Annotated in this window: 26 protein-coding genes and 1 other annotated feature; of the genes, 10 read left to right on the top strand and 16 right to left on the bottom strand. The window is 38.9% G+C overall.

From position 1 onward, the window contains the following. Nucleotides 1-51: 51 nt before the first annotated feature. Together FLK20_RS08635 and FLK20_RS08630 are read right to left on the bottom strand one after the other, a co-directional pair. A complete protein-coding gene (locus FLK20_RS08635) occupies nucleotides 52-1,422 on the bottom strand; it encodes a sensor histidine kinase (RefSeq protein WP_152656155.1) in 1,371 nt (456 codons plus the stop codon). A gap of 2 nt (nucleotides 1,423-1,424) precedes the next feature. Beyond that, a complete protein-coding gene (locus tag FLK20_RS08630; protein ID WP_152656154.1) occupies nucleotides 1,425-2,114 on the bottom strand; it encodes a response regulator transcription factor in 690 nt (229 codons plus the stop codon). A gap of 336 nt (nucleotides 2,115-2,450) precedes the next feature. On the opposite strand from FLK20_RS08630, the gene FLK20_RS08625 reads away from it, so the two are divergent. Together FLK20_RS08625 and FLK20_RS08620 are read left to right on the top strand one after the other, a co-directional pair. Beyond that, entirely contained in the window at nucleotides 2,451-3,818 is a 1,368-nt protein-coding gene (locus FLK20_RS08625; protein WP_152656153.1) for a S1C family serine protease, read from the top strand. A 296-nt stretch (nucleotides 3,819-4,114) separates the two neighbouring features. Continuing rightward, nucleotides 4,115-5,020, top strand: a complete 906-nt coding sequence (locus FLK20_RS08620) for a zinc ribbon domain-containing protein (protein WP_152656152.1) — start codon at nucleotides 4,115-4,117, stop codon at nucleotides 5,018-5,020. Nucleotides 5,021-5,103: 83 nt separating this feature from the next. Here the strand turns inward: FLK20_RS08620 and FLK20_RS08615 are convergent, their stop codons facing one another. After that, on the bottom strand, nucleotides 5,104-5,724 hold the full coding sequence (locus FLK20_RS08615) for a TraR/DksA C4-type zinc finger protein (protein ID WP_152656151.1): 621 nt from the start codon (nucleotides 5,722-5,724) through the stop codon (nucleotides 5,104-5,106). Nucleotides 5,725-5,946: 222 nt separating this feature from the next. Here FLK20_RS08615 and FLK20_RS08610 point away from each other — a divergent pair, with 222 nt between their 5' ends. After that, the gene (locus tag FLK20_RS08610; RefSeq protein ID WP_152656150.1) at nucleotides 5,947-6,843 is read left to right on the top strand and encodes an NAD(P)-dependent oxidoreductase; all 897 of its coding nucleotides are present in this window, start codon (nucleotides 5,947-5,949) and stop codon (nucleotides 6,841-6,843) included. 121 nt (nucleotides 6,844-6,964) lie between these two features. On the opposite strand, the gene FLK20_RS08605 is transcribed toward FLK20_RS08610, so the two are convergent. From FLK20_RS08605 to FLK20_RS08590, 4 genes are all read right to left on the bottom strand, one after another. Next, on the bottom strand, nucleotides 6,965-7,165 hold the full coding sequence (locus FLK20_RS08605; protein ID WP_198048619.1) for a cold shock domain-containing protein: 201 nt from the start codon (nucleotides 7,163-7,165) through the stop codon (nucleotides 6,965-6,967). Between the two features lie 425 nt (nucleotides 7,166-7,590). Then, a complete protein-coding gene (locus tag FLK20_RS08600; RefSeq protein WP_152656149.1) occupies nucleotides 7,591-8,019 on the bottom strand; it encodes a spore coat protein in 429 nt (142 codons plus the stop codon). A gap of 34 nt (nucleotides 8,020-8,053) precedes the next feature. Beyond that, nucleotides 8,054-8,590: a spore coat protein gene (locus FLK20_RS08595; protein WP_152656148.1), complete on the bottom strand. Its 537-nt coding sequence runs from the start codon at nucleotides 8,588-8,590 to the stop codon at nucleotides 8,054-8,056. A 210-nt stretch (nucleotides 8,591-8,800) separates the two neighbouring features. Further along, nucleotides 8,801-9,010 carry a spore coat protein gene (locus tag FLK20_RS08590; protein WP_152656147.1) on the bottom strand — a complete coding sequence of 70 codons (210 nt, stop codon included), beginning with the start codon at nucleotides 9,008-9,010 and terminating at the stop codon, nucleotides 8,801-8,803. A gap of 429 nt (nucleotides 9,011-9,439) precedes the next feature. Between FLK20_RS08590 and trhO the strand changes: the two genes are divergently transcribed. Continuing rightward, the gene (gene trhO, locus FLK20_RS08585) at nucleotides 9,440-10,417 is read left to right on the top strand and encodes an oxygen-dependent tRNA uridine(34) hydroxylase TrhO (protein WP_152656146.1); all 978 of its coding nucleotides are present in this window, start codon (nucleotides 9,440-9,442) and stop codon (nucleotides 10,415-10,417) included. A 42-nt stretch (nucleotides 10,418-10,459) separates the two neighbouring features. Here the strand turns inward: trhO and FLK20_RS08580 are convergent, their stop codons facing one another. Further along, a complete protein-coding gene (locus FLK20_RS08580; RefSeq protein ID WP_227994925.1) occupies nucleotides 10,460-11,149 on the bottom strand; it encodes a hypothetical protein in 690 nt (229 codons plus the stop codon). 72 nt (nucleotides 11,150-11,221) lie between these two features. On the opposite strand from FLK20_RS08580, the gene FLK20_RS08575 reads away from it, so the two are divergent. Further along, nucleotides 11,222-11,704: a glutathione peroxidase gene (locus FLK20_RS08575; protein ID WP_152656145.1), complete on the top strand. Its 483-nt coding sequence runs from the start codon at nucleotides 11,222-11,224 to the stop codon at nucleotides 11,702-11,704. A 75-nt stretch (nucleotides 11,705-11,779) separates the two neighbouring features. Here the strand turns inward: FLK20_RS08575 and FLK20_RS08570 are convergent, their stop codons facing one another. From FLK20_RS08570 to FLK20_RS08540, 7 genes are all read right to left on the bottom strand, one after another. Further along, the gene (locus FLK20_RS08570) at nucleotides 11,780-12,502 is read right to left on the bottom strand and encodes an amino acid ABC transporter ATP-binding protein (RefSeq protein ID WP_152656144.1); all 723 of its coding nucleotides are present in this window, start codon (nucleotides 12,500-12,502) and stop codon (nucleotides 11,780-11,782) included. Continuing rightward, nucleotides 12,495-13,154, bottom strand: a complete 660-nt coding sequence (locus FLK20_RS08565) for an amino acid ABC transporter permease (protein WP_152656143.1) — start codon at nucleotides 13,152-13,154, stop codon at nucleotides 12,495-12,497. The genes FLK20_RS08570 and FLK20_RS08565 overlap by 8 nt, the downstream gene beginning before the upstream one ends. Before the next feature lie 31 nt (nucleotides 13,155-13,185). Further along, the gene (locus tag FLK20_RS08560; protein WP_152656142.1) at nucleotides 13,186-13,959 is read right to left on the bottom strand and encodes a substrate-binding periplasmic protein; all 774 of its coding nucleotides are present in this window, start codon (nucleotides 13,957-13,959) and stop codon (nucleotides 13,186-13,188) included. Continuing rightward, nucleotides 13,959-15,134 (bottom strand): M20 family metallopeptidase, encoded by a 1,176-nt coding sequence (locus FLK20_RS08555; RefSeq protein ID WP_152656141.1) that lies wholly within the window; start codon nucleotides 15,132-15,134, stop codon nucleotides 13,959-13,961. Before FLK20_RS08555 ends, FLK20_RS08560 begins: the two co-directional genes overlap by 1 nt. Before the next feature lie 216 nt (nucleotides 15,135-15,350). Beyond that, nucleotides 15,351-16,787, bottom strand: a complete 1,437-nt coding sequence (proS, locus tag FLK20_RS08550) for a proline--tRNA ligase (protein WP_152656140.1) — start codon at nucleotides 16,785-16,787, stop codon at nucleotides 15,351-15,353. 75 nt (nucleotides 16,788-16,862) lie between these two features. Further along, nucleotides 16,863-17,118: a binding site (T-box leader), on the bottom strand. A 71-nt stretch (nucleotides 17,119-17,189) separates the two neighbouring features. Next, the gene (locus FLK20_RS08545; RefSeq protein WP_227994924.1) at nucleotides 17,190-17,672 is read right to left on the bottom strand and encodes a DUF456 domain-containing protein; all 483 of its coding nucleotides are present in this window, start codon (nucleotides 17,670-17,672) and stop codon (nucleotides 17,190-17,192) included. A gap of 46 nt (nucleotides 17,673-17,718) precedes the next feature. Next, nucleotides 17,719-18,339 (bottom strand): glycerol-3-phosphate acyltransferase, encoded by a 621-nt coding sequence (locus tag FLK20_RS08540; RefSeq protein ID WP_152656139.1) that lies wholly within the window; start codon nucleotides 18,337-18,339, stop codon nucleotides 17,719-17,721. A 183-nt stretch (nucleotides 18,340-18,522) separates the two neighbouring features. On the opposite strand from FLK20_RS08540, the gene FLK20_RS08535 reads away from it, so the two are divergent. Then, the gene (locus FLK20_RS08535) at nucleotides 18,523-19,080 is read left to right on the top strand and encodes a M15 family metallopeptidase (protein ID WP_152656138.1); all 558 of its coding nucleotides are present in this window, start codon (nucleotides 18,523-18,525) and stop codon (nucleotides 19,078-19,080) included. 249 nt (nucleotides 19,081-19,329) lie between these two features. Here FLK20_RS08535 and ytzI read toward each other — a convergent pair whose 3' ends face one another. Then, on the bottom strand, nucleotides 19,330-19,503 hold the full coding sequence (ytzI, locus tag FLK20_RS08530; RefSeq protein WP_152656137.1) for a YtzI protein: 174 nt from the start codon (nucleotides 19,501-19,503) through the stop codon (nucleotides 19,330-19,332). Between the two features lie 363 nt (nucleotides 19,504-19,866). Between ytzI and ehuB the strand changes: the two genes are divergently transcribed. The 4 genes from ehuB (at nucleotide 19,867) to ehuA (ending at nucleotide 22,999) form a co-directional block, all read left to right on the top strand. After that, nucleotides 19,867-20,727, top strand: a complete 861-nt coding sequence (gene ehuB, locus FLK20_RS08525) for an ectoine/hydroxyectoine ABC transporter substrate-binding protein EhuB (protein WP_152656136.1) — start codon at nucleotides 19,867-19,869, stop codon at nucleotides 20,725-20,727. A 129-nt stretch (nucleotides 20,728-20,856) separates the two neighbouring features. Next, nucleotides 20,857-21,516, top strand: a complete 660-nt coding sequence (locus FLK20_RS08520) for an amino acid ABC transporter permease (RefSeq protein WP_152656135.1) — start codon at nucleotides 20,857-20,859, stop codon at nucleotides 21,514-21,516. After that, nucleotides 21,516-22,229, top strand: coding sequence for an ectoine/hydroxyectoine ABC transporter permease subunit EhuD (gene ehuD, locus FLK20_RS08515; protein ID WP_152656134.1), 714 nt, complete (start codon nucleotides 21,516-21,518; stop codon nucleotides 22,227-22,229). The genes FLK20_RS08520 and ehuD overlap by 1 nt, the downstream gene beginning before the upstream one ends. Beyond that, entirely contained in the window at nucleotides 22,229-22,999 is a 771-nt protein-coding gene (gene ehuA / locus FLK20_RS08510; RefSeq protein WP_152656133.1) for an ectoine/hydroxyectoine ABC transporter ATP-binding protein EhuA, read from the top strand. The genes ehuD and ehuA overlap by 1 nt, the downstream gene beginning before the upstream one ends. Nucleotides 23,000-23,047: the final 48 nt, after the last annotated feature.

Here is a 23,047-nt window from a genome sequence, read left to right as displayed (position 1 = left end):
AAGACCTCTTTCCCGCCTGACCAGGCACAGAAAGAAGTCTACTCATCTTCTTTACAGCTTTAATTTTTTATTCCCTTTTAGCTTATTCGTAACAGGAAGGCATATCGTAAACTTCGCTCCTCCCAGCTTCTTCGATTGGCCGGCGTAAATTTTTCCATTAGACTGTTCAATAATCGCACGGGCAATAGCCAGTCCTAATCCTGTTTCTCCATCCTTTCCTTTGATAAACCGATGGAATATCTTATCCATATCCTCTTCGGAAATCCCTTTTCCATCATCCTCAATATCAAAAAAGATATAATTTTTTTTCTTATACACATGGATAGCTATCTCTTCACGGGCATATCTGATAGCATTAAACACCACATTGGAAACAGCTCTGAGCAGCTTTTCTTCATCAGCATAAACCCTAATTGAACCGTCCACTCTCTGATGAAGCTCCAGATTATTTTCATTGACGATCGGCAATGCTTTACTCACCAATCCATCCACAAAAGCCTGTACATCAATTTCTGTTTCTTCATATACATCCGGCTGAGAGTCTAATTTGGCCAGTAAAATCATTTCATTGATAATTTTCTTTAGCCGGTTCACTTCTGTTACCATGACATCTAAGCCTTTTTCTGTATTCTTTTCATCAAAAATACCATCACGAATGCCTTCCGCATAGCCCTGAATAGTCATTAGCGGCGTCTTTAACTCATGACTCGCATTTTGAAAGAAGGTTTGCTGCGACTTCATATATTGCTCCAATGTCTGTGACATATCATAGACACTCTGCTCCACTTCTTTTATCTCTCCGCTGGCCCGTATACGCTTCATTTGATCAAACTGCCGGTTTTCGATCTTTTTCAATTCCTTCTTCAACAAGGATAATGGCGTCACTAATTTATTTGTCATATAATAGCTTAAAATCACTGCCGCCAAAGCTCCAATTAAAAATACCCATGCTAAGCGGAAGAAGAAATTTTGCTGTACAGCTCGTAAATCATTGATAGGTGTTAATAAAATCAGCTCCATCCCCGATTGCTCTGGAGAAAATATAATTCTTTGTGTTACAAAACGGTCATTTCCATGCTGCCATAGTGTTTCTTCATTATCCGCAAAATTATTTTCCTCAAAAAATTCATTTACAACAGCAATAGACATGGTTGAAAATAAAACAGTATCTAAATTCCTGTCATATAAAAAAAGCTGTAAATCCTGCTGCTGCAGGAAATCATCAATATTCCGATATTCACTTGCATCATCATAGCGTTCCGAAAGAAAACTAATGAGTAGTTCCCCCGTCTCTGCCAGCTGACGCTGTTCATCCTGTATGAGCACATCTAAAACCAGCGAGTAAATAACCAGACCCGCAGTTGTCATAATAACAAGCAGCAGTGCTGTAAATGCAGCATTTAGTTGTGATTGTAATTTCATTATTATGCTTCCTCATCTTTTCTCAAGCGATAGCCAAATCCCCATACCGTCTCAAGCGGAATATGCTCCATCTTTTTGCGAATGCGTTTCATTAAATCATCTACCGCACGATCACTGCCAAAATAGTCATCGCCCCACACCTTGATCAGCAATTCCTCTCGGGAAAAAGCACGGTTAGGATTCTCAGCCAGAAGAAGCAGCATATCATATTCTTTTGCAGTTGTTTCATATTCTATCCCTTCAAAGAATACTCTGCGTTCATTTTTATAAACAAGGAGCTGATCTACCTTTACCCTGTCATCTGCTTCTTTATTATCCAGTGCCTTGGGCTGTGCCCGCTTGAACAGCCTTTTGATACGGGCAATCAGTTCTCTCGGGCTGAATGGCTTTGTCAAATAATCGTCACTGCCAAGCTCTAACCCCAGAATTTTATCAATTTCCTCATCCTTTGCGGAAATAATAATGATGGGAACATCACTTTCATTACGAATTTTTCTGCAAAATTCATAACCATCCATCCCCGGGAGCATAATATCTAATACCCACATATCAGGCGGGTTATTTTCCCATAATGTCCAGCCGTCCTCTGCATTATCCAGAACGGTTATCTGATATCCTTCTTTTTTCAAATAGGCAACGACAATATCTTGTATGTTTTTATCATCTTCTACTAAACCAATATGATATGACATATGTTCTTCACCTCTCTCATACTGTATAAAATGATAGCTATTAAAGCAATCTATGGATGTCACACGAGGAAGCTTAACCAGCGGCTCTAACAACGTTTACCGCTATGAAGAGTATTTAAATTATCATTTTCATAATAAGCGTGTATTCCGGCAAACGGTAAGAGCTTTGTAAGCAACCTCTATTATAATCTTTCATTACTTTCTATTCTTACATGAATACCCCATTTCTGACAAACGGGATTCGAGATTACACAGTTTTTACACAATTATACCAAAGGATTACCCCTGCTCATCACTATAATAAAATTAAATCAAATAACTTGGAGGTGCTTTACAATGCGTAACAATGATTATGAAAATGAAAGTAATGAAAGTATATCAGATGACCTTGAAAAGAAAAATGAGCCTTTAGCTGATGAAGCATCGACAATTGATGAGAATAGATCAGAGCAAGATAGAACACCAGATGAACAACAAACAACATATGTTACTTCATCCGCAGCAAAGTCGCAGCAACCAAAAAAATCAAGAAGATGGTTCAGCGGATTTTTTAGCGGAGCTCTGGGAGGAATTATTTCTTCCGTACTTGTTATCCTGCTCTTAGGAAATCAATTGCTTCCAGCTTCTGACGGTATCTTAAGTTCATCAGAAGGAGAAAATGCAGCTCCTAGTTCTTCATCAGAATCTATTATCCCTACACTGGCTACTGATGATGCGGATGTTTCTGCTGATATTTCGGAGGTGTCTCAAGCTGTTGTCGGTGTTATCAATATGCAGCAGCAAAACTTATGGGAAGGCAGCCAGGAAGCCGGAACTGGATCAGGAATTATTTATAAGAAAGAAGACGGAAAAGCTTATGTTATCACGAATAACCATGTAGTAGAAGGAGCAGAACAGGTTCAAGTAGCTCTGGATGATGAGCACCATGTAGATGCAACCGTTCTGGGGACAGATGCTTTAACGGATTTAGCTGTGCTTGAAATTGATGGCGAGCATGTCGACACTGTAGCTAATTTAGGCTCCAGTGAAGATATTCAAGTAGGTGAAACGGTATTAGCAATTGGTAATCCGCTTGGAATGGACTTCAATAACAGTGTAACAAGAGGAATTATAAGTGGATTAAATCGTTCTGTGGAAGTAGATACAAATGGAGACGGCATCCCGGACTGGGTAACAGAAGTTCTGCAAACAGATGCAGCCATTAACCCCGGTAACAGCGGCGGAGCATTAGTGAACGCAGACGGTGATGTGATTGGAATTAACTCCATGAAAATCTCCCAAAGCCAAGTAGAAGGTATCGGCTTTGCCATTCCAATTGACGAGGCACTGCCAGTTGTTGAGAAATTGGAAACAGACGGTGAAGTTTCCCGTCCATTAATCGGTATTTCGACAGCACCATTAAGCCAGGTTCCGCCAGAATATCAGCAAGAAATTCAGCTTCCTGATGATATAGAAGGCGGTATGGTGATTGCCAATGTACAGCCAGGTTCTCCGGCAGACAATGCGAACCTGCAGCAATTTGATGTAATCACCAAAATAAATGGGAATCCTGTCACATCCATTATCGAGCTGCGAAAAGAGCTTTTTGACCAGGCTCAAGCCGGAGAGCATGTAGAAATCGAATTCGCACGTAATGGAGAACTACATTCCATTACACTGAAAATGGATGAATTGAAAGCAAATCAACTGGAGGAAAATCAATAAATGTATTACCTCACCCTATGCCAATAAATAATTCTGATAAGCGGCTTGCTGTAACTTCAGCAAGCCGCTTTTTCACATTAGAAAGAATAAAATTTAAAATACCAAATAGAAGGACACCCGCATCCCCTGTACCTAAGCAAATACAGGTTTTTCTTATACAGAAACAGACAATACATCACATGATGAATGATAAGACAATCAGTCAGCCCCTACCGATCACCCTAAAAATCGTATATAATGAACTACTAAGGCAGGATTTATATTATTGAATTATAATTTGGAAAGGAAGTGATTTTTTGATTTGCCCATCATGTAATCAAGAAACGGAGGAAGGAAAGTTTTGTACCAAATGTGGTTCACCGCTACGTCAGCAGGATGAACCGACGAATACATCGAAAGAAAATACATCAGAGACACATAACGAAGCATTTCAACAGGAAGGTGCATCAACAGCTGAAAAAAATTCAGAATCATCACAGGCGTTTAATGCAACTCTGGAGAAAGTGAAAACAGGATCCAATCAATATTGGAATTATTTTCTTACTCGGATTAAAAATCCTAATGCTGCTTTCAAAGACAATGAACAGCACTTGACAAATGCTATTGTTACAGCCATCATTCTGGCACTTGCTGCTACTTTATTTTTCTACGGACTTCTTAATACCTTATTTAATGATGCTGCCGGAATCTTCGGCGGAGATGAATCACTAAGCGATTATGTCCCGTTTTTCTCCACCATTCTAAAAGGAACACTTATATTTATTATCCTTTTCTTTGCTGGATTAATTGCGAACTTTATTACATTTAAACTTGTTAAACACCCTATTTCCTTTACACAGCAGTTCACTCGTTACACAGGTACGCTTGTGCCCTTTGCCGGTCTGTTCATAGCCCTGGCTCTTCTGGCATTTCTGGGGATTGTTAAAATTAATATAGCAAGTATGGGGGCATGGATAATGCAAATGGAATCAGGAGGGGTTGGAGATTTCCCATGGGGCTTATCCTTTGTTACACTGCTGTTTATCATTGTTATGTATGTTAATCCTGTCATTCATATGCTTTATACACTTATTCAAGAAAAAACGAAGCAGAGTTTTTACTTTACGATTATATCATTAGTCATTACCTTTGCTGTCATCGCCATTGTGAATAACCTGTTTATTATGGATATACTAATGAGCATATTGGAATCCATAGGCTGATACTTATTTTTCATATAAAATCTGGACGATGAACACTCCTGAACAGCATGGAGCCATCGTCCAGATTTTATTTTACAGTTAAATTACTGCTCTTCTTTATCCAATTCATCTTCATATGCTTCATGATTAGGTGTTACACCTGTATATTTCCCTTCCATATCTGCTGCTAAAAAATCTTCCACCTCTACCTCATCAGCGCTTTTTCCTCCATCCTCCGGCACTCCTGTACCGTCATGATAGTCGGGAGTATAGCTGGACGTTCCATATTGTTGTACATCCTCCCAGCTGTTTTCCCCGCCATCGTCCCTGCCTTTAAAGACCTCTTTGGGAGGTGTGTCTCCATGATAAGCCGGTTTCTTTGCATGCTTCACACAGCAATCAGCAGTTGGCAAAGCTTCTAAGCGTTCTGGATCAATATTTTCTCCGCATACCTTGCAAATACCATAAGTTCCCTCTTCCATCGCATGCAGAGAATTATTTATCTCTTCCAGCTCTGATTCCGCAAGCCGTTGTAAGGCACTGTCCTTCTCTCTTTCAAAGAGCTCTGTTCCTGTATCAGCTGGATGATTATCATAATTCGATAATTCACCGAGTACCTCCTGACTAAATTCATATCTTGCCTCTGTTTCCCGATTTATTTTTTCAATTAATTCCTCCTGCCTTGCAAGAATGCGCTTCTTCAGCTCACTTTTATTGATTGTCATTGTTCTCCTCCCCCTTTATATATTCATAAGCAAAATACTGTTTTATTGTGAAATCATTTTATACTATATGTATCCTGCATGATTCCATGCAAGGCAATCGTTGCCAGGTTAAATGAAAATGATTTTACGGCAGTTCCGGCACCTTGTTCGAAAAATAGTTGCGTTTCATAAATTTTCGTGACAAACTCAATGTAAAGCATCTATATAAGGGAGATGGATACAATGATAACAGCATCAACGACTACCATCGGCTTTATTGGTTTAGGCGTTATGGGGAAAAGCATGGTAAAAAATCTGATGGAAGCAGGCTACAGCTTAAATGTCTACACAAGAACAAAATCAAAAGCAGAAGAGTTATTAGACTTGGGAGCAGACTGGCATGATAGTCCGGCTGATTTAGCAAAAGTAAGTGATGTCATTATTACAATGGTTGGTTATCCGGAAGATGTTCAAAAAGTATATTTTGGAGATGGCGGTATTTTAAAAAATGCGCAAAAAGGCACCTATGTGGTTGATATGACTACATCCAAGCCCAGCTTAGCAATTGATATTTATGAAGAAGCAAAAAAACAAGGCTTAATCGCTTTGGATGCACCTGTTTCTGGTGGAGATATCGGTGCAAAGAATGGAACACTGGCAATTATGGCTGGCGGAGACAAGGAAGCATATCATGAAATGATGCCGATCTTTCATGTTTTAGGAGAAAGAATTGCCTTGCTTGGACCAGCTGCAGCGGGGCAGCATACGAAAATGGCAAATCAAATTGCTATCGCAACTAATATGATTGGCGTTTGCGAATCCATTATCTATGCAAGGAAAGCAGGCTTAGATGCAGAAGAAGTACTTGCAACTATTTCCACTGGAGCGGCTGCCAGCTTTTCCCTATCCAATTTAGGTAAAAGAATGCTCGAAAAAGACTATGAGCCAGGCTTTTATGTAAAACATTTTATCAAGGATATGGAAATAGCGTTAGAATCTGCTCATCATATAGGAATGCCGGCACCCGGGCTGGAATTAGCGTTAAATCTTTATAAAAAATTGGCGGACATGGGTGAAGCGGACAGTGGAACACAAGCATTGATTAAATTACTCGCATATGAGGCAGAGTTGACGCTTTAAAAGAATGTTCAATATTAATTAAGTATCATTCGATCATGTTCAACAGTTAAAAACCCCCGGATCTCTTATCCGGGGGTTTTTAAACTAGTTTATCTAGCCTATTATATCATTCGTATTCGAATTAAAGACGAACAACGTTTGCAGCTTGTGGGCCACGGTTGCCTTCTACGATTTCGAATTCAACATCTTGACCTTCTTCAAGTGTTTTGAATCCCTCAGCTTGAATTGCAGAGAAGTGTACAAATACGTCATCTCCGTCTTCACGCTCGATGAAACCAAAACCTTTTTCTGCATTAAACCATTTTACTTTACCAGTCATTATCATGACCTCCTTATACAAGAGATATGCAAAGTCATTGAAACCTAAATACTTTTACACCGTCTTGAAAAAGAGATCGTAAAGTATTCTTGTAACTCCAATTACCTTTTGCATGTATTATTTTAAACCCTTTCATAAAAAATTGCAAGCTAATATCAAAGAGTATTATCAAACAAAATTCGACGTTTTTCAACGGGAGAAGCGTTTTCAAAGGGGGGATATCTCCCCCCTTCTACAGAATCCATATTTTTTTATAATTACTAATAACAGGAATTACGAATACACATGCTGCAGTAAATGGAACATATCACAGGTTTTTGGATATTTTTTCAATTTGTATAAGCATGAATGAAACTCCCTTTAGATTATTTTTAAAGGGAGTTCAATAAATTAATGGAAATTTAAGGATGAAGAAATGGCAAAAGTTATTATAGGATATCCAGGCTGACTACAATTGCCAATAATAACTGAATCAACAGCTGAATATTTATCGCAATATCTGTATCTGTTGTTGTTACACTGACATTTTTTGATTTCTCAACAATCGTTTTCTGACGGTTGCTTTGTTTGGTTTTCATAACCTGCTCTAAATCCTGGAAAACAGCCTTTGCTTGATTCGAATCAGCCAATGTAATACTGAGCACAACAGCAATAGCTACTTCAATACCTACCTGCAGGCTGACTGCTGCTTGTGTATCTGTGGTTGTTACGTTAATTCCTTCAGAGTCTTTAATAATAATCCATTCTTCAGACGATTGCTTTGTTATACTCTTTTGTTTGGCATCCTGCTCTACTTCTGCTCGATCTTTTTGGTCGTCACAGTAATCTAATGCTCTCCACTCTTTTTTGTGCATCATGAGGTTTACACTCCTTTCTATATCATTCATTGGATTACAGAATATCAATCATGATTACCAGAGCAACAAGTAATTGTAAAAGCAGCTGAATATTTATCGCAATATCTGTGTCCGTTGTTGTAACCTTTGCATCTTTCGTATTGTAGATAAATATTTTCTGTTTATTTACTTGACTGGAAATGATTGTTTGCATTAATTCCTGTTCTACCTCTTCCCCATCCGCAGAGTCACCAATAGACAGACGAATAACAATTGCAATAGCTAATTGCAATGCCGCTTGCAATGATGCACCAATCTGGGTATCTGTAGAAGTTACTGTGATGTTACATGATTCTTTAACCCAAATAACTTCTGCAGATTCTTGCTCCATATATGAAAATTCATCCCCTTCCTGGACAACACTTGTATCACCAAAGAAATTGGAATTAAAACCATTTTCATAATAAGCTGGTGCTGATTGGTAATTATTTGTTTCATAACCGGATTCCTGAGAATCACACGCACAATCGTCTCCATATAAATCCTCATGGAAGCGATTCGTTCCTTCTGCTTTACTTCTGTAGACAGACATCAATTAACACTCCTTTCTTCAAGTTCTAAAATAATTTATGGTATTGATAACTATACTTCCTGTACACCTGCACAAAGAACACAGAAAATAGCAAAATAACCTAGTCTATTTTTTAGTGCATGTATAATAAAATAGCTTTACCGCAGCCTTATATTCTGTCACAAAAAATGTGAAGATATAGTGGGTTTTCTTCACATTTTCTATCGGATACTATTCTGATTTGGATTCATTTCTTTTCTGCTGAAATTCCTCCACCTGCTCTTTTAAATCGGCAACCATTTCTTTCAGCATCTCTCTCTGCTTTTCAGAAAGGTTATCCTTCACCTCTTCTGGTTTAACACCATTTTTACGGAAAATACTATCTACCATTACCTCGATTACTTTATTAGGCATCATTGGTTTTTTAGATGATTCACTCATCATTTCAACCTCCTTCCTTCATAGATACTTTATCTTATGGAAAAAAAGTTTATATTGACTATGCTCACGTCTAAGACATTCCAAATAAAGTGAAACTTTACTCAGAGGAGGTTTTTCGACGCACAAATGTTTTCGATGGGGCGAGTAATCGCAGCCCCAGCCCCAGTCCCAGGACGCCGCGTACTTAGTCTGCTTCCTCTCCCACTTAGAATTTCAGGTTCCCTCCATTCTTAAAGCAGGAGTCTTACGGCCAGTGACACTGCAATATTTGTGGACAAAATATGAGCATATGGTTAAAAACAAGTATCCGAAACAGCTGGAACAACATAAGAAAACGTGGTATAATAACCAATTGCAAGACGAAAAATGAATAAACACAGCCAAACTCATTTGTATCTTGCAAATATAAATGAACAGGTGGTAAACCAAATGGAAACAAAACAAGATTATCAAGTTTTGCTTTATTACAATTACGTGCATATTGAGGACCCGGAAGCTTTTGCCAAGGATCACCTTAAATATTGCAAAGAGCTTGGACTAAAAGGACGTATTTTAGTAGCTGAAGAAGGTATTAATGGGACTGTTTCAGGTACGGTAGAACAGACAAATGCCTACATGGAGCATATGCATGCCGATCCCCGCTTTGAAGATATGGTATTCAAGGTAGACGCTCATGATAAACATGCTTTCAAAAAAATGCATGTACGCCCAAGAAATGAATTAGTTACACTGCGTTTAGAAGATGACATAAACCCATTAGAAACAACTGGCAAGTATTTAGAGCCAAAAGAATTTTATAAAGCATTACAGGACGAAGATACTATTGTGTTGGATGCCCGCAATGATTATGAATATGATTTAGGACATTTCCGCGGAGCAATCCGTCCAGATATTAAGACATTCCGTGAACTACCAGATTGGGTTCAGGAAAACAAAGAAATGCTTGAAGATAAAAAAATTGTAACGTATTGCACAGGCGGTATCCGCTGTGAAAAATTCAGCGGCTGGTTAAAAGAAGAAGGTTTTGAAGATGTGAGTCAATTACATGGCGGTATTGTTTCTTACGGAAAGGATCCCGAAGTTCAAGGCGAATTATGGGATGGACAATTATACGTATTTGACGAACGTATCAGCGTTCCTGTTAACCGCAAAGAACATGTTATTATCGGAAAAGATTACTTTGACGGAAAGCCTTGTGAGCGTTATGTAAACTGTGCAAATCCGGAATGTAACAGACAAATACTTGCTTCTGAAGAGAATGAACATAAATATTTACGCGGGTGCAGCCATGAATGCCGTGTTACACCACGCAGCCTTTATGTAAAAGAACATGATTTATCTACAGAAGAAGTGAAAGCGCGTTTGGCAGCTATTGGTGAAACACTTCCAGAAACAACCACGGTTTAAATAAATAGAAATAAGAAACAGGCTGGAGCTCCAGCCTGTTTCTTATTTCTGATAGATAACCATCCATTCATCTCCTGATTTTTTCATCCCTGTACCAATATAACCGACCTCCATAAGCTTTGCTTGACCATCAATATCGTTTATATTCATTTCCTTCTGCTCTTGAGCCTGGACATCGCTTAATTCTAAATCATTACAATAAACGTAACGCAGCTTCCCACCATACTTTTCTTTCACCTTATAAATGTGCATTCCCAGTGCAAATTTATCCTTCATACTCGGAATATTCCCTGGAGCTACCGTAGCTAAAATATAACGAAACCTTGACACATCTAATTTCTCCATAATAAATTTGCCCATTTTCATTTGCAAATGATTCCCACGGTAATCCGGATGCACATTGGAAATCTCTGAATAGATTATTTCCGGATAATTTTCTTCTGTTAAACCAATATCCCTTCCTAACCCTTCTTCATCAGCGGCCGGATTTAGAAAAGCCCGAAAAGCAATCAGTTTCTCCTCGTGGAAAATACCGACCATCAGCGGCTCTCCTTCTAATATGGTACGAAATTCATTTTCAGCTAAGGTCGCTAGTCTTTTTTTATCCTCCAATGCTTTGTAAACAATCGTTTGCAATTCTAAAATATCGGGTAAATCAGTAGTAGTGAGATAGCGTAAATAAGCATTTTTCTCACTTGTTTTTATTGGAATATCTTTCATTATTTCAGTCACAAATAAACGTCCTTTCCTGCTATAATACAATTGGAATCATTTACATCTTATCATTTTTTGAGGTGGGGTAGTATGACAAATATCTATGATTTTTCAGTAAAAGAAATGAATGGTGAAGAGAAATCGCTGTCTGATTACAAAGAGAAGGTGTTGCTCATCGTAAACACTGCAAGCAAATGTGGCTTCACTCCTCAGTTTGAAGGCTTGCAAAAATTATATGAAAAGTATGAAGAGCAGGATTTTGAAATACTCGGTTTTCCATGCAATCAATTTGGCCATCAAGATCCGGGAGCAGACGAAGAAATTAAACAATTTTGTCAACAGAACTATGGTGTCACGTTTCAAATGTTTTCCAAAATTGATGTAAAAGGGAAAAATGCACATCCCTTATTTGATTTTTTAACGCGTGAACAAAAGGGGATACTAGGTGAACAAATTAAATGGAATTTTACGAAGTTCCTGATTGATAAGGACGGACAAGTGGTGAAACGATTTGGCCCGCAAAAGAATCCGGATATGATCGAACAGGATATCAAAGCACTTCTAAATAAATAAGAAACAAAAGCGCAAGAGATGCAGAAAACCTGACTTAGCTGAAGCCATGTTTATATCATCCCTGCGCTTTTGTTTTTAGAGTACTTTTTCTAAAAAGCTTTGTGCCCGTTCGGTACTCGGATTGGTGAAAAATGTATTTGGCTCTGTTTCTTCCAGCAGCACACCGTCATCCAAAAAGAGTATCTTATCTGCAACTTCCTTTGCAAAATTCATTTCATGTGTAACAATAACCATCGTCATGCCTGTCTCTGCCAGACCTTTCATAACGTCGAGAACCTCTTTGACCATTTCCGGATCCAGTGCAGAAGTCGGTTCATCAAAAAGCATAATTTCCGGCTCCATTGCCAGTGCTCTGGCAATGGCAACACGCTGCTTCTGACCGCCTGACAGACGATTGGGATATGCTGTTTCTTTATCTGTCATCCCCACTCTTGCCAGCAAGTTTTTGCCAATCTGCTCCGCTTCTTTTTTCGACATGCCTTTTACCTTCTGTGGTGCATACATCACATTTTCAAGAGCAGTCATATGGGGGAACAGATGAAAATGCTGAAACACCATTCCGATGCTCTTTCGTATTTCCATTTTGTTAACCCGTGGAGAAGTAATTTCCTCATCATTAATATATATCTGTCCGGAGGTTGGTTCCTCCAATAGATTAAGACAGCGCAGAAAGGTTGATTTGCCAGATCCGGAAGGCCCGATAATTGTAACAACCTCACCTTTTTCAACTGTTGTGCTAATTCCCTTTAACACTTCATTTTTACCGAATACTTTTGTGATATGATCTGCTTTAATCACTCTGTCTCATCCTCCGTTCAACATACCGTCCGGCCAAGGTCAGTATGGTAACCATAACCCAATAAATTACTCCTGCAAAAAAGAGCGGTTCAAAGTTTCTATAAATATCCGCACCAGCAATTTGTGCCCGGCGCATTAAATCCAGATAACCAATCGTAGATACTAATGCTGATTCCTTTGTTAACGTAATAAATTCATTCATTAGTGCCGGAAGAATATTTTTAAAAGCCTGTGGCAAAATAATATTTAACATCATAGCGCGATAAGGAACACCTAACGCTTTGGCAGCCTCCGTCTGTCCTTTGTCCACTGCCATAATACCGGCACGGATAATTTCAGATACATACGCAGCTGAATTTAATCCAAATGCTAAAACAGCAGATAAAAATGCAGATATATCATAACCTGTCAACTGCGGAACAGCTAAGTATATAATCATTAATTGTAAAATAAGCGGTGTACCGCGGAAGATCGATGTATACACATCAGCAAATACCTTCAGCGGCCAAAAGCCGGTTATTTTGAAAATTGCTAAAATAGTCCCCAATATAAACCCTGCCAAAATGGATACACTAACAAATTTTAATGTTGCACCTATTCCTTCCAGTATAAAAGGAATATAAGGCACGATTTGGGAAAAATCCAAATTCATGCCCTGTCACCTCATTTCTTTATCCTGTATTTTATTGAACAGATCCTGGTATCCATTCTTCTTTTAAACTGTCTAACGTACCATCTTCTTCAAATTTTTCTAAAACAGCGTTCACATCATCCACTAAGTCACTGCCTTTAGGGAATGCAATTGCCATACCAGAATCCAGAGTATTTGGATCTTCAAAGCCTGAGAATCCTTGGGAATCTATAAAGCCTTGGGCAACTTCTTTAGAAAAATACACAACGTCGATACGATTCGCATTCAGTTCTTGCGCTAAAATACCGGCATCATCTACTTTTTTCACTTCGATATCATACTCCTCCGCTAAAGCATCTGCTCCTTTTTCTTGAATAGAGCCGAGCTGTACACCAAGCGTTTTACCTTCAAGGTCTTCTAAAGATTCCATTGGCTTGTCTTTGGTAACAAACATTTGTCCTGAATCATTATAAACCCTCGAAAAGTCTACATTCTTTTTACGATCCTCACTTGCATTCATCCCTGATATTACCATGTCCACACGATCCGCCTGTAAGGAACCGATAAGACCTTCAAATTTCATATCTTCAATTTCTAATTGCATATCTAATTCTTCCGCAATAAGTTTAGCTAATTCAATATCAAATCCTTCAAATTCCCCTTGAGGATTTCGTGATTCATATGGAGGGAAATCAGCAGATGTTCCCATTTTTAATACGTCTTTATCTTTGCTTGCTGTTTCGGAATCATTATCATCTGATCCGCAAGCTGCTAATAATGCAGTAAATAATAATGTACCTAAAAGTAAAATTAGCTTTTTATTCATTAGACTGTTACCTCTTCTTTGTTTTTATTGAATTCTTCTTTCATTGCTTGGACTGCTTCTTCATTTGTCAATAAATCATAGCCTGTTTTTGCTAAAGAGAGTGCCCCTTCATATAAGGCCAAATGCCCATCATCTGTAATGGTCTGGTCAGCAAATTCTTTCGTATGCGCAATTAACCCTTCTTTATTTAATCCGATATACGGATGGATAGCCGGCACAACCTGGCTCACATTTCCCATATCAATCGATCCGTAAGATTCTTTTGCTCCAAGCACAGGCAATCTGCTGGTCTCCTTTAGATTCGCTGTAAATAAATCAGATAAAACGCTATTCGTTATCATATTGTCATAGCTTAATTCATAATTTGATATGTTTAATGCTGCTCCTGTCATTAATGCTGCTCCTTCAGCAATATGCTTTACCTTCTCGACTACCTCATTCAGATAAGGACGATTATTTGCCCGGACATAGAACTGGGCCACTGCTTTATCAGGAACTACATTTGCAGCATGGCCTCCCTCTGGAATAACGCCGTGAATACGGACATCTGATTTTACATGCTGTCTTAATGCGTTAATACCATTAAATAATTGGAGTACACCGTCTAATGCATTAATTCCTTTTTCCGGAGCTGCTGCAGCATGGGCTGTTTTTCCATGATACTCAAACTGGATCGCATCCATAGCCAACGATTCACCGCTTACCTGTGATGTATCACTTGGGTGTAAAATCATCGCAGCATCAATACCATCAAACACTCCCTGCTCGCTCATCGGAACTTTAGCTCCGTTTGTTTCTTCTGCCGGGGTGCCAAATACATGAACAGTTCCACCAATTTCATCGATGACTTTACTTAATACAACCCCCGCTCCAACACTCATCGTGCCAATTAAATTATGTCCGCAGCCGTGTCCTACACCTGGGAGTGCATCATATTCAGCCAAATATGCAATCTGAGGACCAGGCTTTCCACTTGAGTAGGTTGCTTTAAAAGCTGTATCACGATCAACAATACCTTTTTCTACTTCAAATTGATGTGCTGTTAAATAATCTGTTAACAGCTTCATAGATTCATATTCCTGATCTCCAAGCTCTGGATTTTCAAAAATAGTATCGCTTAAATTTGTTAAATCACTCATTACTTTATCTAATTCATTTTTTAAATTTGCTTTCATAATTTATTCCCTCACCGAATGTATATTTATTAATTAACATGTATATTTATACCACGTTTATGCATGCTTAGGCAATAGGCAAAATAAAAATTATGTTTTCAGATAATTAATCAGATATATATCGAAGCTTTATACCCTCAGCTATTCATCAGCTTTCGCTTTAAATACATAAAATCAGACTGAGCTTAAAACCCAGTCTGATTACTTTTTCAGTTATTAATATGCTCTGGCCCAGTAAACTAATTCTTTTGCTTCTTTACCGCAGCATACACATTTATCGGATACACTTTCCGGTTCAAATGGGATACAACGGGACGTTGCAGTTGTTTCTTCTTTAATCTTTTCTTCACAAGCAACATCTCCACACCACATTGCTTTGACAAATCCGCCTTTTTCGATTTCTGTTTTGAATTGATCCATGTCCTTCGCCGTATGTGTCATCTCTATCCGATGCTCCAAGGCACGCTTATAAAGATTTGCCTGTACTTCATCCAGCAATGCAGCAAGACGCTCTTCCACATCTGTTAAAGCAACGAATTCCTTTTCACCAGTATCACGGCGGACAAGAACAACCTGTTCTTTCTCAATATCCTTTGGTCCCATTTCGATACGAACTGGAATACCTTTCATTTCGTATTCATTAAATTTCCAGCCCGGCATTTTATCACTGCCGTCAATATCTACACGGGCAATTTTCGCTAACTGATCACGTAAAGCATATGCCTTATCCAGCACACCTTCTTTGTGCTGCGCAATCGGCACAATCATTGCCTGTGTTGGAGCAATTTTTGGCGGAACAACTAATCCGCGGTTATCCCCATGTACCATGATTAAAGCTCCCATAATACGCGTCGATAAGCCCCAGGAAGTTTGATGAACAAATTGACTTTTTCCATTTTCGTCCAGATACGTAATATCAAATGCTTCGGCAAAACCGGAACCAAAATGATGAGATGTACCAGACTGCAATGCTTTTCCATCATGCATCAATGCTTCAATAGTTAACGTGAATTTTGCACCTGCAAATTTTTCCTTATCTGTTTTCGTTCCCTTCAAAACAGGAATAGCTAAATAATCTTCAACAAGTTTTGCATAAATTTCAAGCATACGGTTTGTTTCCTCTGTTGCTTCTTCATCTGTTGCATGCGCTGTATGTCCTTCCTGCCAATGGAATTCGGAGGAACGCAGGAATGGACGGGTTGTTTTTTCCCAGCGAACCACATTGGACCATTGATTATACAGCTTTGGCAGATCACGATAAGAGTGAATATTATTTGAATAATAATCACAGAAAAGCACCTCAGAAGTTGGACGTACCGCAATACGTTCTGTTAATTCTTCGTCACCGCCATGGGTTACCCAGGCAACCTCAGGAGCAAAGCCTTCTACATGATCTTTTTCCTTTTGTAATAAGCTTTCTGGAATAAACAGTGGAAAGGCAACATTGGTATGGCCTGTTTCCTTAAACATATGATCTAATTCATTCTTAATATTTTCCCAAATTGCATAGCCATAAGGCTTGATAATCATTGTTCCACGTACTTGACCGTAGTCAACAAGCTCAGCCTGCTTCACAACGTCTGTATACCACTGTGCGAAATCGTCCTCCATCGCTGTAATTTTCTCTACAAATTGTTTATTTTTCTTACCCAATTGTAAGCACCTCTTTCTTCAATATGTTCTGCTATTATTTAAAAATCCATGTAAACACAAAAAATCCTCCATCCAAAAAGGGACCGAGGCTTAGGTGGTACCACCCTTGTTTATATATAAGCAGTCATTCCACAATTTCACAAATGATCTTCAGCAAATATATACACTTCATTGGATAACGGCCTAAAACCGCGCCAATTTCAGAGCTGTATCTCCTTATATGGCGAACTCGGGAGGCAGGTTCCCCTGTATGTCTAAGAAAAAGTCTCAGCCCTCTTTTTCTCTCTGTATTAGACAATCACAACGTACTATTCTCCGTCAACATTTCAACTATGCTTTTAATATATAGTTCTCACTGGCGAAAGTCAAGAAGCAGGCGATTTTTTCATATATATTGCCTGCTTAAAACCAGATTGCGATAAAAAACCAGACAATCATCACCAGCTGCAGAACAACTTTTGCAACAGAGCCGCCTAAAAATCCTAAAAAAGAGCCGACAGACGCCCGGAATGCTTCTTTAGCTGTCCTCCGCTGCATCATTTCGATAGCGAGAACCGTTAAAAATGGCACATAGATAATTCCAAATGGCGGAGTAATAAATGAACCGACAATAACAGCTATCGCTGCTCCTCTTTCTCCGGCTTTACTTCCCCCAAATTTTTTCACAAAATAACTGTTGGCGATAATATCCGCTACAATTAGAATGACTGTGATCACAATCATGCCTGTCCAGAACCACCAGGTCAGCGAATCATTATTGATAAAGAAATTGTAGACTAAAAATCCTCCCCATATAGCGATAACAGATGGAATCATCGGAAAGATAATTCCCAGAAAACTTGCGATAAATAATAAGATAATGATGATCCATAATAAAATATCCAATCCTGGCACACACCTCCATAAAAAGCTTTTTCTTTAAGCGTTCTCTTTACGCACTCTTTTTAAACATACTGGACAGTCTCGTCTCTTCCTTCGCTATAATTCTGCGATAATTTTCCAAATGTTTATAGATACACAGCAATGTTAAAAATACCACCACCAGCGCAGGTCCATTTCCAAAGAAATAATACGTTGTGATAAGAAAAGAAACATACATAAACAGGACACCGATAACGAGATAATCCGTTGCAAAAGTAAAGAACAATAAAATAGCAATCCCGATGAAAGCAACCCGCCAGTCAATCGCAATTAATGCGCCGACTAAGGATGCTGTTCCTTTCCCGCCGCTGAACTTCATGGTAACCGGATAGTTATGCCCAATAATGACAAATAAAGCAGTCAAATAAATATATAAAGACGCGTTCCCGGCTGCGATTCCTGCTTCTCTCAAGACAAATAAAACGAGCAATATAGCAAGTGTTGCTTTAAAAATATCAATGAGAGCAACCACAATACCATATCTCCAGCCTAATAGAATTGTTGTGTTCGATGCCCCGGCATTCTTTACACCTTCATTCTTAATATCCCGCTTCTTTATTTTACCAACAATTTGCGACCCATGAATACAGCCAAAGATGTAACCTATTAAACAGCTAATGAGGTAATACATTGTTTTTCCTCCATTTCTGTCAGGTTTCCTATATTATATGTCTACTTCCATGAAGAAATCAATTTCATACTTGCTTATCCATCCAGTAAGCGGGTATTCTTTTTGTTGTTCAACGCTTCACCAGATTCATATTCATGTTATCCTAAAGCTACAGATACTTTTCAAAGGAGTCTGAAATAACGAATGAAAGCTTTAAAGCATTTTACGCTTTCCTGGATTGTTATTATTCTTTTTATAGGCTTGTTATTTTGGTTTTACCAGCTGACAAATTCCCCTTATGAAAGAGTGGTTGAGGGAGAAACGATCACGGAGCTTCATCCCGACGTCCAGGAAGCTGTAGAAACATTAATTGATCGTGCTGATGATATAGATATAGAGGTTGTTATTACTGATGGTCTGCGTTCGGAGGAGGAGCAGGATGCACTGTATGCCAGAGGCAGAGAAGATGGCGGAAATATTGTTACCCATGCCAGAGCAGGGGAAAGCTACCATAATTATGGACTGGCTGTCGATTATGCCATTCGGAATCAGGAAGGAGAAATAATCTGGGATATTCACTATGATGGCAATAATAATGGTGAATCCGACTGGTTTGAGGTTGCAGAAATCGCAAAGGATTTAGGCTTTGAATGGGGTGGAGATTTTAATCGCTTTCCGGATTACCCTCATTTGCAAATGACATTCGGTTTAAGTATTTCTGAGCTTCAAAGAGGCTATCGTCCTTCTGTTGAACATGAATAAAACCTTATATTTCCAGAAATAGATACAAAAAAAGAAATCCAAGCACAAGCTTTATCGCTACTTGCATTTCTTTTTATTTTTCGGAATGAGCTATACTCGCATCCTTCCAAATCAGGTTTCCTCTTCCTCCCTGTTTCTGCCTCTGACCGACCTTAGTCATTATCCGAAAAAAGTATGCCAATATGCTATGCCCTTATTTATTCTGATTACTTCCATTCACTGCTATATTAAACCATCCTATTTTCTTCATTACTTTACTGATTTATTTTCTTCTCGCTCATTATCCGCTTTTTCCCCTTCACCAGGAAGCGGGTCAATTTTATGCTTATAGCCATATCCCTTTGACAGCGTGACTAAAGATAAAATAATAACCATTGCAACCACAATGACAGATACAACAATTACCGCAATATAAGCTCCCATGATCTATCTCCACCTTTTTTTCATCTTATCTTCTATCCTATTAGACTCTGCATCCCTTTTCAATTAATTTCTATTTACCGTAAATAAAGTGAAACCTCATTCAGCGGGAATCTTATAAAATAACACTTCTTCGTTATATGGAGGATAAACAACTATAGTAGGGTATATATTGGTATATCTAAGCTATTTACCCATAACCCCATAAAACAGGAAATAAATCGCGTTTTTCATAAAATATGCAGTTTGAGAATCCTTTCTTTTCTCTGTAACATATTTGTTAACTTATGTTGATTTCATGTAACGTTCTTTTTCTAAGAAGTTAGCAATGATAATCAATATTTTTATTTTAGGGGGCATATTCAGTTGAAGAAAAAATTCATACTTACTGGTCTGGCTGCATTTGTATTGCTGCTGGCAGCTTGTGGCGGATCAGATAATAGCTTAGAAAGTATTCAAGATGCGGGCACAGTTTCAGTAGGTTTTGCTAATGAATCACCCTATGCTTATGAAGAAGATGGAGAGCTGAAAGGCGCGGCAGTTGATATCGCTACGGCTGTGTTTGCCGAGCTTGGAGTTGATAATGTAGAAGGGCAATTATCTGATTTTAGTGAACTGATTCCAGGTGTTCAGGCAGGACAATTCGATGTAATAACCGCCGGTATGGCAATCAATCCAGAACGCTGTGAAAATGCACTTTTCGGTGAGCCGGAAATGGTATATGGAGAAGGCTTAGTTGTCGAAGCGGGTAACCCATTATCCATTGAAAGCTATACAGATATTGCAGATAACCCTGATATAACCGTCGTTGTGATGGAAGGTGCGACAGAAATTGAGTTTCTAAAATCTGAAGGCGTAGCTGATGAGCAAATTATTACGGCTCCAGATATCCCTGCAACCTTCTCAGCCATTCAAGCAGGACGTGCTGACGCCACAACCGGCACAGAAATGACTGTACGCATGGCTTTTGATTCAGCAAATACAGATTCCTTAGAGCTTGTCGAAAGCTTTGAACAGCCAGATGTAGAAGGTGTACCAAGCTATGGCGCAGCTGCTTTCAGTCTTGAAAATGAAGAGCTTCGCGATGCCTATAACGAAAAATTAGAAGAATTAAAAGAGGACGGTACGGTTGCTGAATTACTGGAACAAAACGGATTCCATCCGGAAACGAACTTTGTTGAAGCTGGTTCCATGACAACGGAGCAAGTATGCCAAGGTGAATTTTAACTACGAAAGTTGATGAAATAGTTATATTTTAAGACTCCATAGGGCGGTTCCTTCAACTAAGGAGCGCCCTATCTTTTTTTCAAAATAAATAGAACCTTACACATTTCAATAATAAAGGAGGTCGTTACTATTAATGCTATATTAGAGATTACCCCGCAATTATGGCGTGGTATTCAAATAACAGTATCTATTCTAATTGCGTCTGCCTTGTTTGCATATATCATGTCATTTATAGCAGGGCTATGCAGGCTGTCCAGGAACGTTTTATTACGAAAAATAACCGGATTTTATGTAGAAGTCTTTCGGGGAACATCCTTAATTGTTCAGCTATTCTGGCTGTACTACGCTATACCGATGCTATTTGGAATCAACCTGGGGTCCAACTGGTGGATCGGTGTTATTGCGATTGGATTAAACTATGGTGCATATCTTTCTGAAGTTGTCCGCAGTTCTATCTTATCTGTATCACAAGGACAATATGAAGCTGCCACTGCTTTAAATATGTCTTCTTTTCAAAGGATGCGTCTGATTATTTTTCCACAGGCAGTACGAATGATGCTCCCTGAATTCGGTAACTATACAATTCAAATTTTAAAAGGAACATCGCTCGTCTCGCTCATCGGTTTAACAGATATTCTATATTATGGCGACATCATGCGAAGTACCAGCTTGTCTTTATCACCGGTGATTTATTTAATGGTGCTTGTATTCTATTTCATTTTAGCACTTCCATTCATTTTCCTTACAAGGAAGGCTGAAAAAATGGCAAAGAAAGGAGCAGCTGACTGATGAATTTGAATTATTGGAGCTGGGATACATTTTTCGATGCATTACCAGTGGTTTTACAAGGACTTGGAATGACGATCGGTCTGACGATATCCAGCTACCTGTTTGCGTTAATTGCCGGTTTCTTGTGGACTTTTTTACGCCGTATCCCTAATCGTTTTATGCATTTTATTGTTACTTGGACAATGGAATTTATCCGCTCTACTCCTCCGCTTGTTCAGTTATTTTTCATTTTTTACGCCTTGCCGGTAATACCTTATATCGGTATATCCCTCCATCCATTCGCTTGTGCTGTATTGGGACTTGGTATACACTTTAGTACGTATATTGGTGAAATTTACCGGTCAGGAATTGAAAATGTAGATAAAGGACAGTGGGAAGCCTCTAAGGCATTGAATATTTCCACATGGGATAAATGGCGCAAGATTATTCTGCCGCAAGCTATTCCGCCAACGATTCCGATGCTGGGAAACTATTTTATTATTATGTTTAAGGAAGTTCCGCTGGCATCTACTATCGGAGTAGCAGGTATTATGCTGATGGCTCGTTCCTATGGTGCAGAAAACTGGTCTTACCTTGAGCCATTAACGATTGTAGGTATCATCTTCCTGTTATTAAGCTATCCTTCTGCGATACTGATAAAAAAATTAGAGAACCGCTTCAATAAAAGGTTCGATAAAAACCAAATTTTAAAAGACAAAGGAGCAATGCAATAATGGCTGATCCAATTGTAACTTATAAAAATGTTCATAAATCCTTTGGCGATGTGGAAGTGCTGAAGGGCATTGACTTAGATATCTATCCGGCTGAAAAAGTAGCTGTCATCGGACCAAGCGGTTCCGGAAAGACAACCATTATCCGCATGCTGATGACATTGGAACAGCCGACAGCTGGTGATATTATCGTTGATGGCCGTAATTTATGGAAAATGGAGAAGCATGGAGATATGATCCATGCTAATGAAAATCATTTGCGCTCCATTCGCGGCGATATCGGGATGGTATTTCAACATTTTAATCTATTTCCGCATATGACCATTTTAGAAAACTGCATGACAGCACCGATCCATGTGAAAAAGGAAGAAAAAAGTGATGTCAAAAAAAGAGCTATCGAAATGCTTGAACGCGTGGGTCTAAGTGATAAGCTGGACAATTATCCAAGTCAGCTTTCAGGCGGACAGAAGCAGCGTGTCGCTATGGCTCGTGCACTTGTGATGCGTCCCAAAATTATGCTATTTGATGAAGTCACCTCTGCACTTGACCCTGAGCTTGTCGGAGAAGTGCTTAATGTCATCCGTGATATTGCGGAAAATGATGATATGGCGATGATCCTTGTCACACATGAAATGGACTTTGCCTTGGATATTGCGGATAAAGTGCTCTTTTTAGATGAAGGAGTTATCGCAGAGCAAGGAACAGCAAGTGAGGTTATCGAGCACTCGGAAAACCCGCGTGTTCAATCGTTTCTGCAGCGGTTTAGAGGGTAAGTAAAATATATCCAATTTGATTAAAAGACCAGCCAGATGATTCCCCTG

Source organism: Oceanobacillus sp. CFH 90083 (assembly GCF_009389585.1).
Taxonomy (GTDB): domain Bacteria; phylum Bacillota; class Bacilli; order Bacillales; family Amphibacillaceae; genus Oceanobacillus.
Note: the sequence above shows the minus strand (reverse complement) of the source record. Positions and strands in the feature narration are given on the sequence as shown.

What these genes read in the sequence shown, in the direction of transcription:
- FLK20_RS08635 (WP_152656155.1), bottom strand. Translation starts at nt 1,422, where the DNA reads ATGAAATTACAATCACAACTAAATGCTGCATTTACAGCACTGCTGCTT.
- FLK20_RS08630 (WP_152656154.1), bottom strand. Translation starts at nt 2,114, where the DNA reads ATGTCATATCATATTGGTTTAGTAGAAGATGATAAAAACATACAAGAT.
- FLK20_RS08625 (WP_152656153.1), top strand. Translation starts at nt 2,451, where the DNA reads ATGCGTAACAATGATTATGAAAATGAAAGTAATGAAAGTATATCAGAT.
- FLK20_RS08615 (WP_152656151.1), bottom strand. Translation starts at nt 5,724, where the DNA reads ATGACAATCAATAAAAGTGAGCTGAAGAAGCGCATTCTTGCAAGGCAG.
- FLK20_RS08610 (WP_152656150.1), top strand. Translation starts at nt 5,947, where the DNA reads ATGATAACAGCATCAACGACTACCATCGGCTTTATTGGTTTAGGCGTT.
- FLK20_RS08600 (WP_152656149.1), bottom strand. Translation starts at nt 8,019, where the DNA reads ATGATGCACAAAAAAGAGTGGAGAGCATTAGATTACTGTGACGACCAA.
- FLK20_RS08595 (WP_152656148.1), bottom strand. Translation starts at nt 8,590, where the DNA reads ATGTCTGTCTACAGAAGTAAAGCAGAAGGAACGAATCGCTTCCATGAG.
- FLK20_RS08590 (WP_152656147.1), bottom strand. Translation starts at nt 9,010, where the DNA reads ATGAGTGAATCATCTAAAAAACCAATGATGCCTAATAAAGTAATCGAG.
- trhO (WP_152656146.1), top strand. Translation starts at nt 9,440, where the DNA reads ATGGAAACAAAACAAGATTATCAAGTTTTGCTTTATTACAATTACGTG.
- FLK20_RS08575 (WP_152656145.1), top strand. Translation starts at nt 11,222, where the DNA reads ATGACAAATATCTATGATTTTTCAGTAAAAGAAATGAATGGTGAAGAG.
- FLK20_RS08565 (WP_152656143.1), bottom strand. Translation starts at nt 13,154, where the DNA reads ATGAATTTGGATTTTTCCCAAATCGTGCCTTATATTCCTTTTATACTG.
- FLK20_RS08560 (WP_152656142.1), bottom strand. Translation starts at nt 13,959, where the DNA reads ATGAATAAAAAGCTAATTTTACTTTTAGGTACATTATTATTTACTGCA.
- FLK20_RS08555 (WP_152656141.1), bottom strand. Translation starts at nt 15,134, where the DNA reads ATGAAAGCAAATTTAAAAAATGAATTAGATAAAGTAATGAGTGATTTA.
- FLK20_RS08540 (WP_152656139.1), bottom strand. Translation starts at nt 18,339, where the DNA reads ATGTATTACCTCATTAGCTGTTTAATAGGTTACATCTTTGGCTGTATT.
- FLK20_RS08535 (WP_152656138.1), top strand. Translation starts at nt 18,523, where the DNA reads ATGAAAGCTTTAAAGCATTTTACGCTTTCCTGGATTGTTATTATTCTT.
- ytzI (WP_152656137.1), bottom strand. Translation starts at nt 19,503, where the DNA reads ATGGGAGCTTATATTGCGGTAATTGTTGTATCTGTCATTGTGGTTGCA.
- ehuD (WP_152656134.1), top strand. Translation starts at nt 21,516, where the DNA reads ATGAATTTGAATTATTGGAGCTGGGATACATTTTTCGATGCATTACCA.
- ehuA (WP_152656133.1), top strand. Translation starts at nt 22,229, where the DNA reads ATGGCTGATCCAATTGTAACTTATAAAAATGTTCATAAATCCTTTGGC.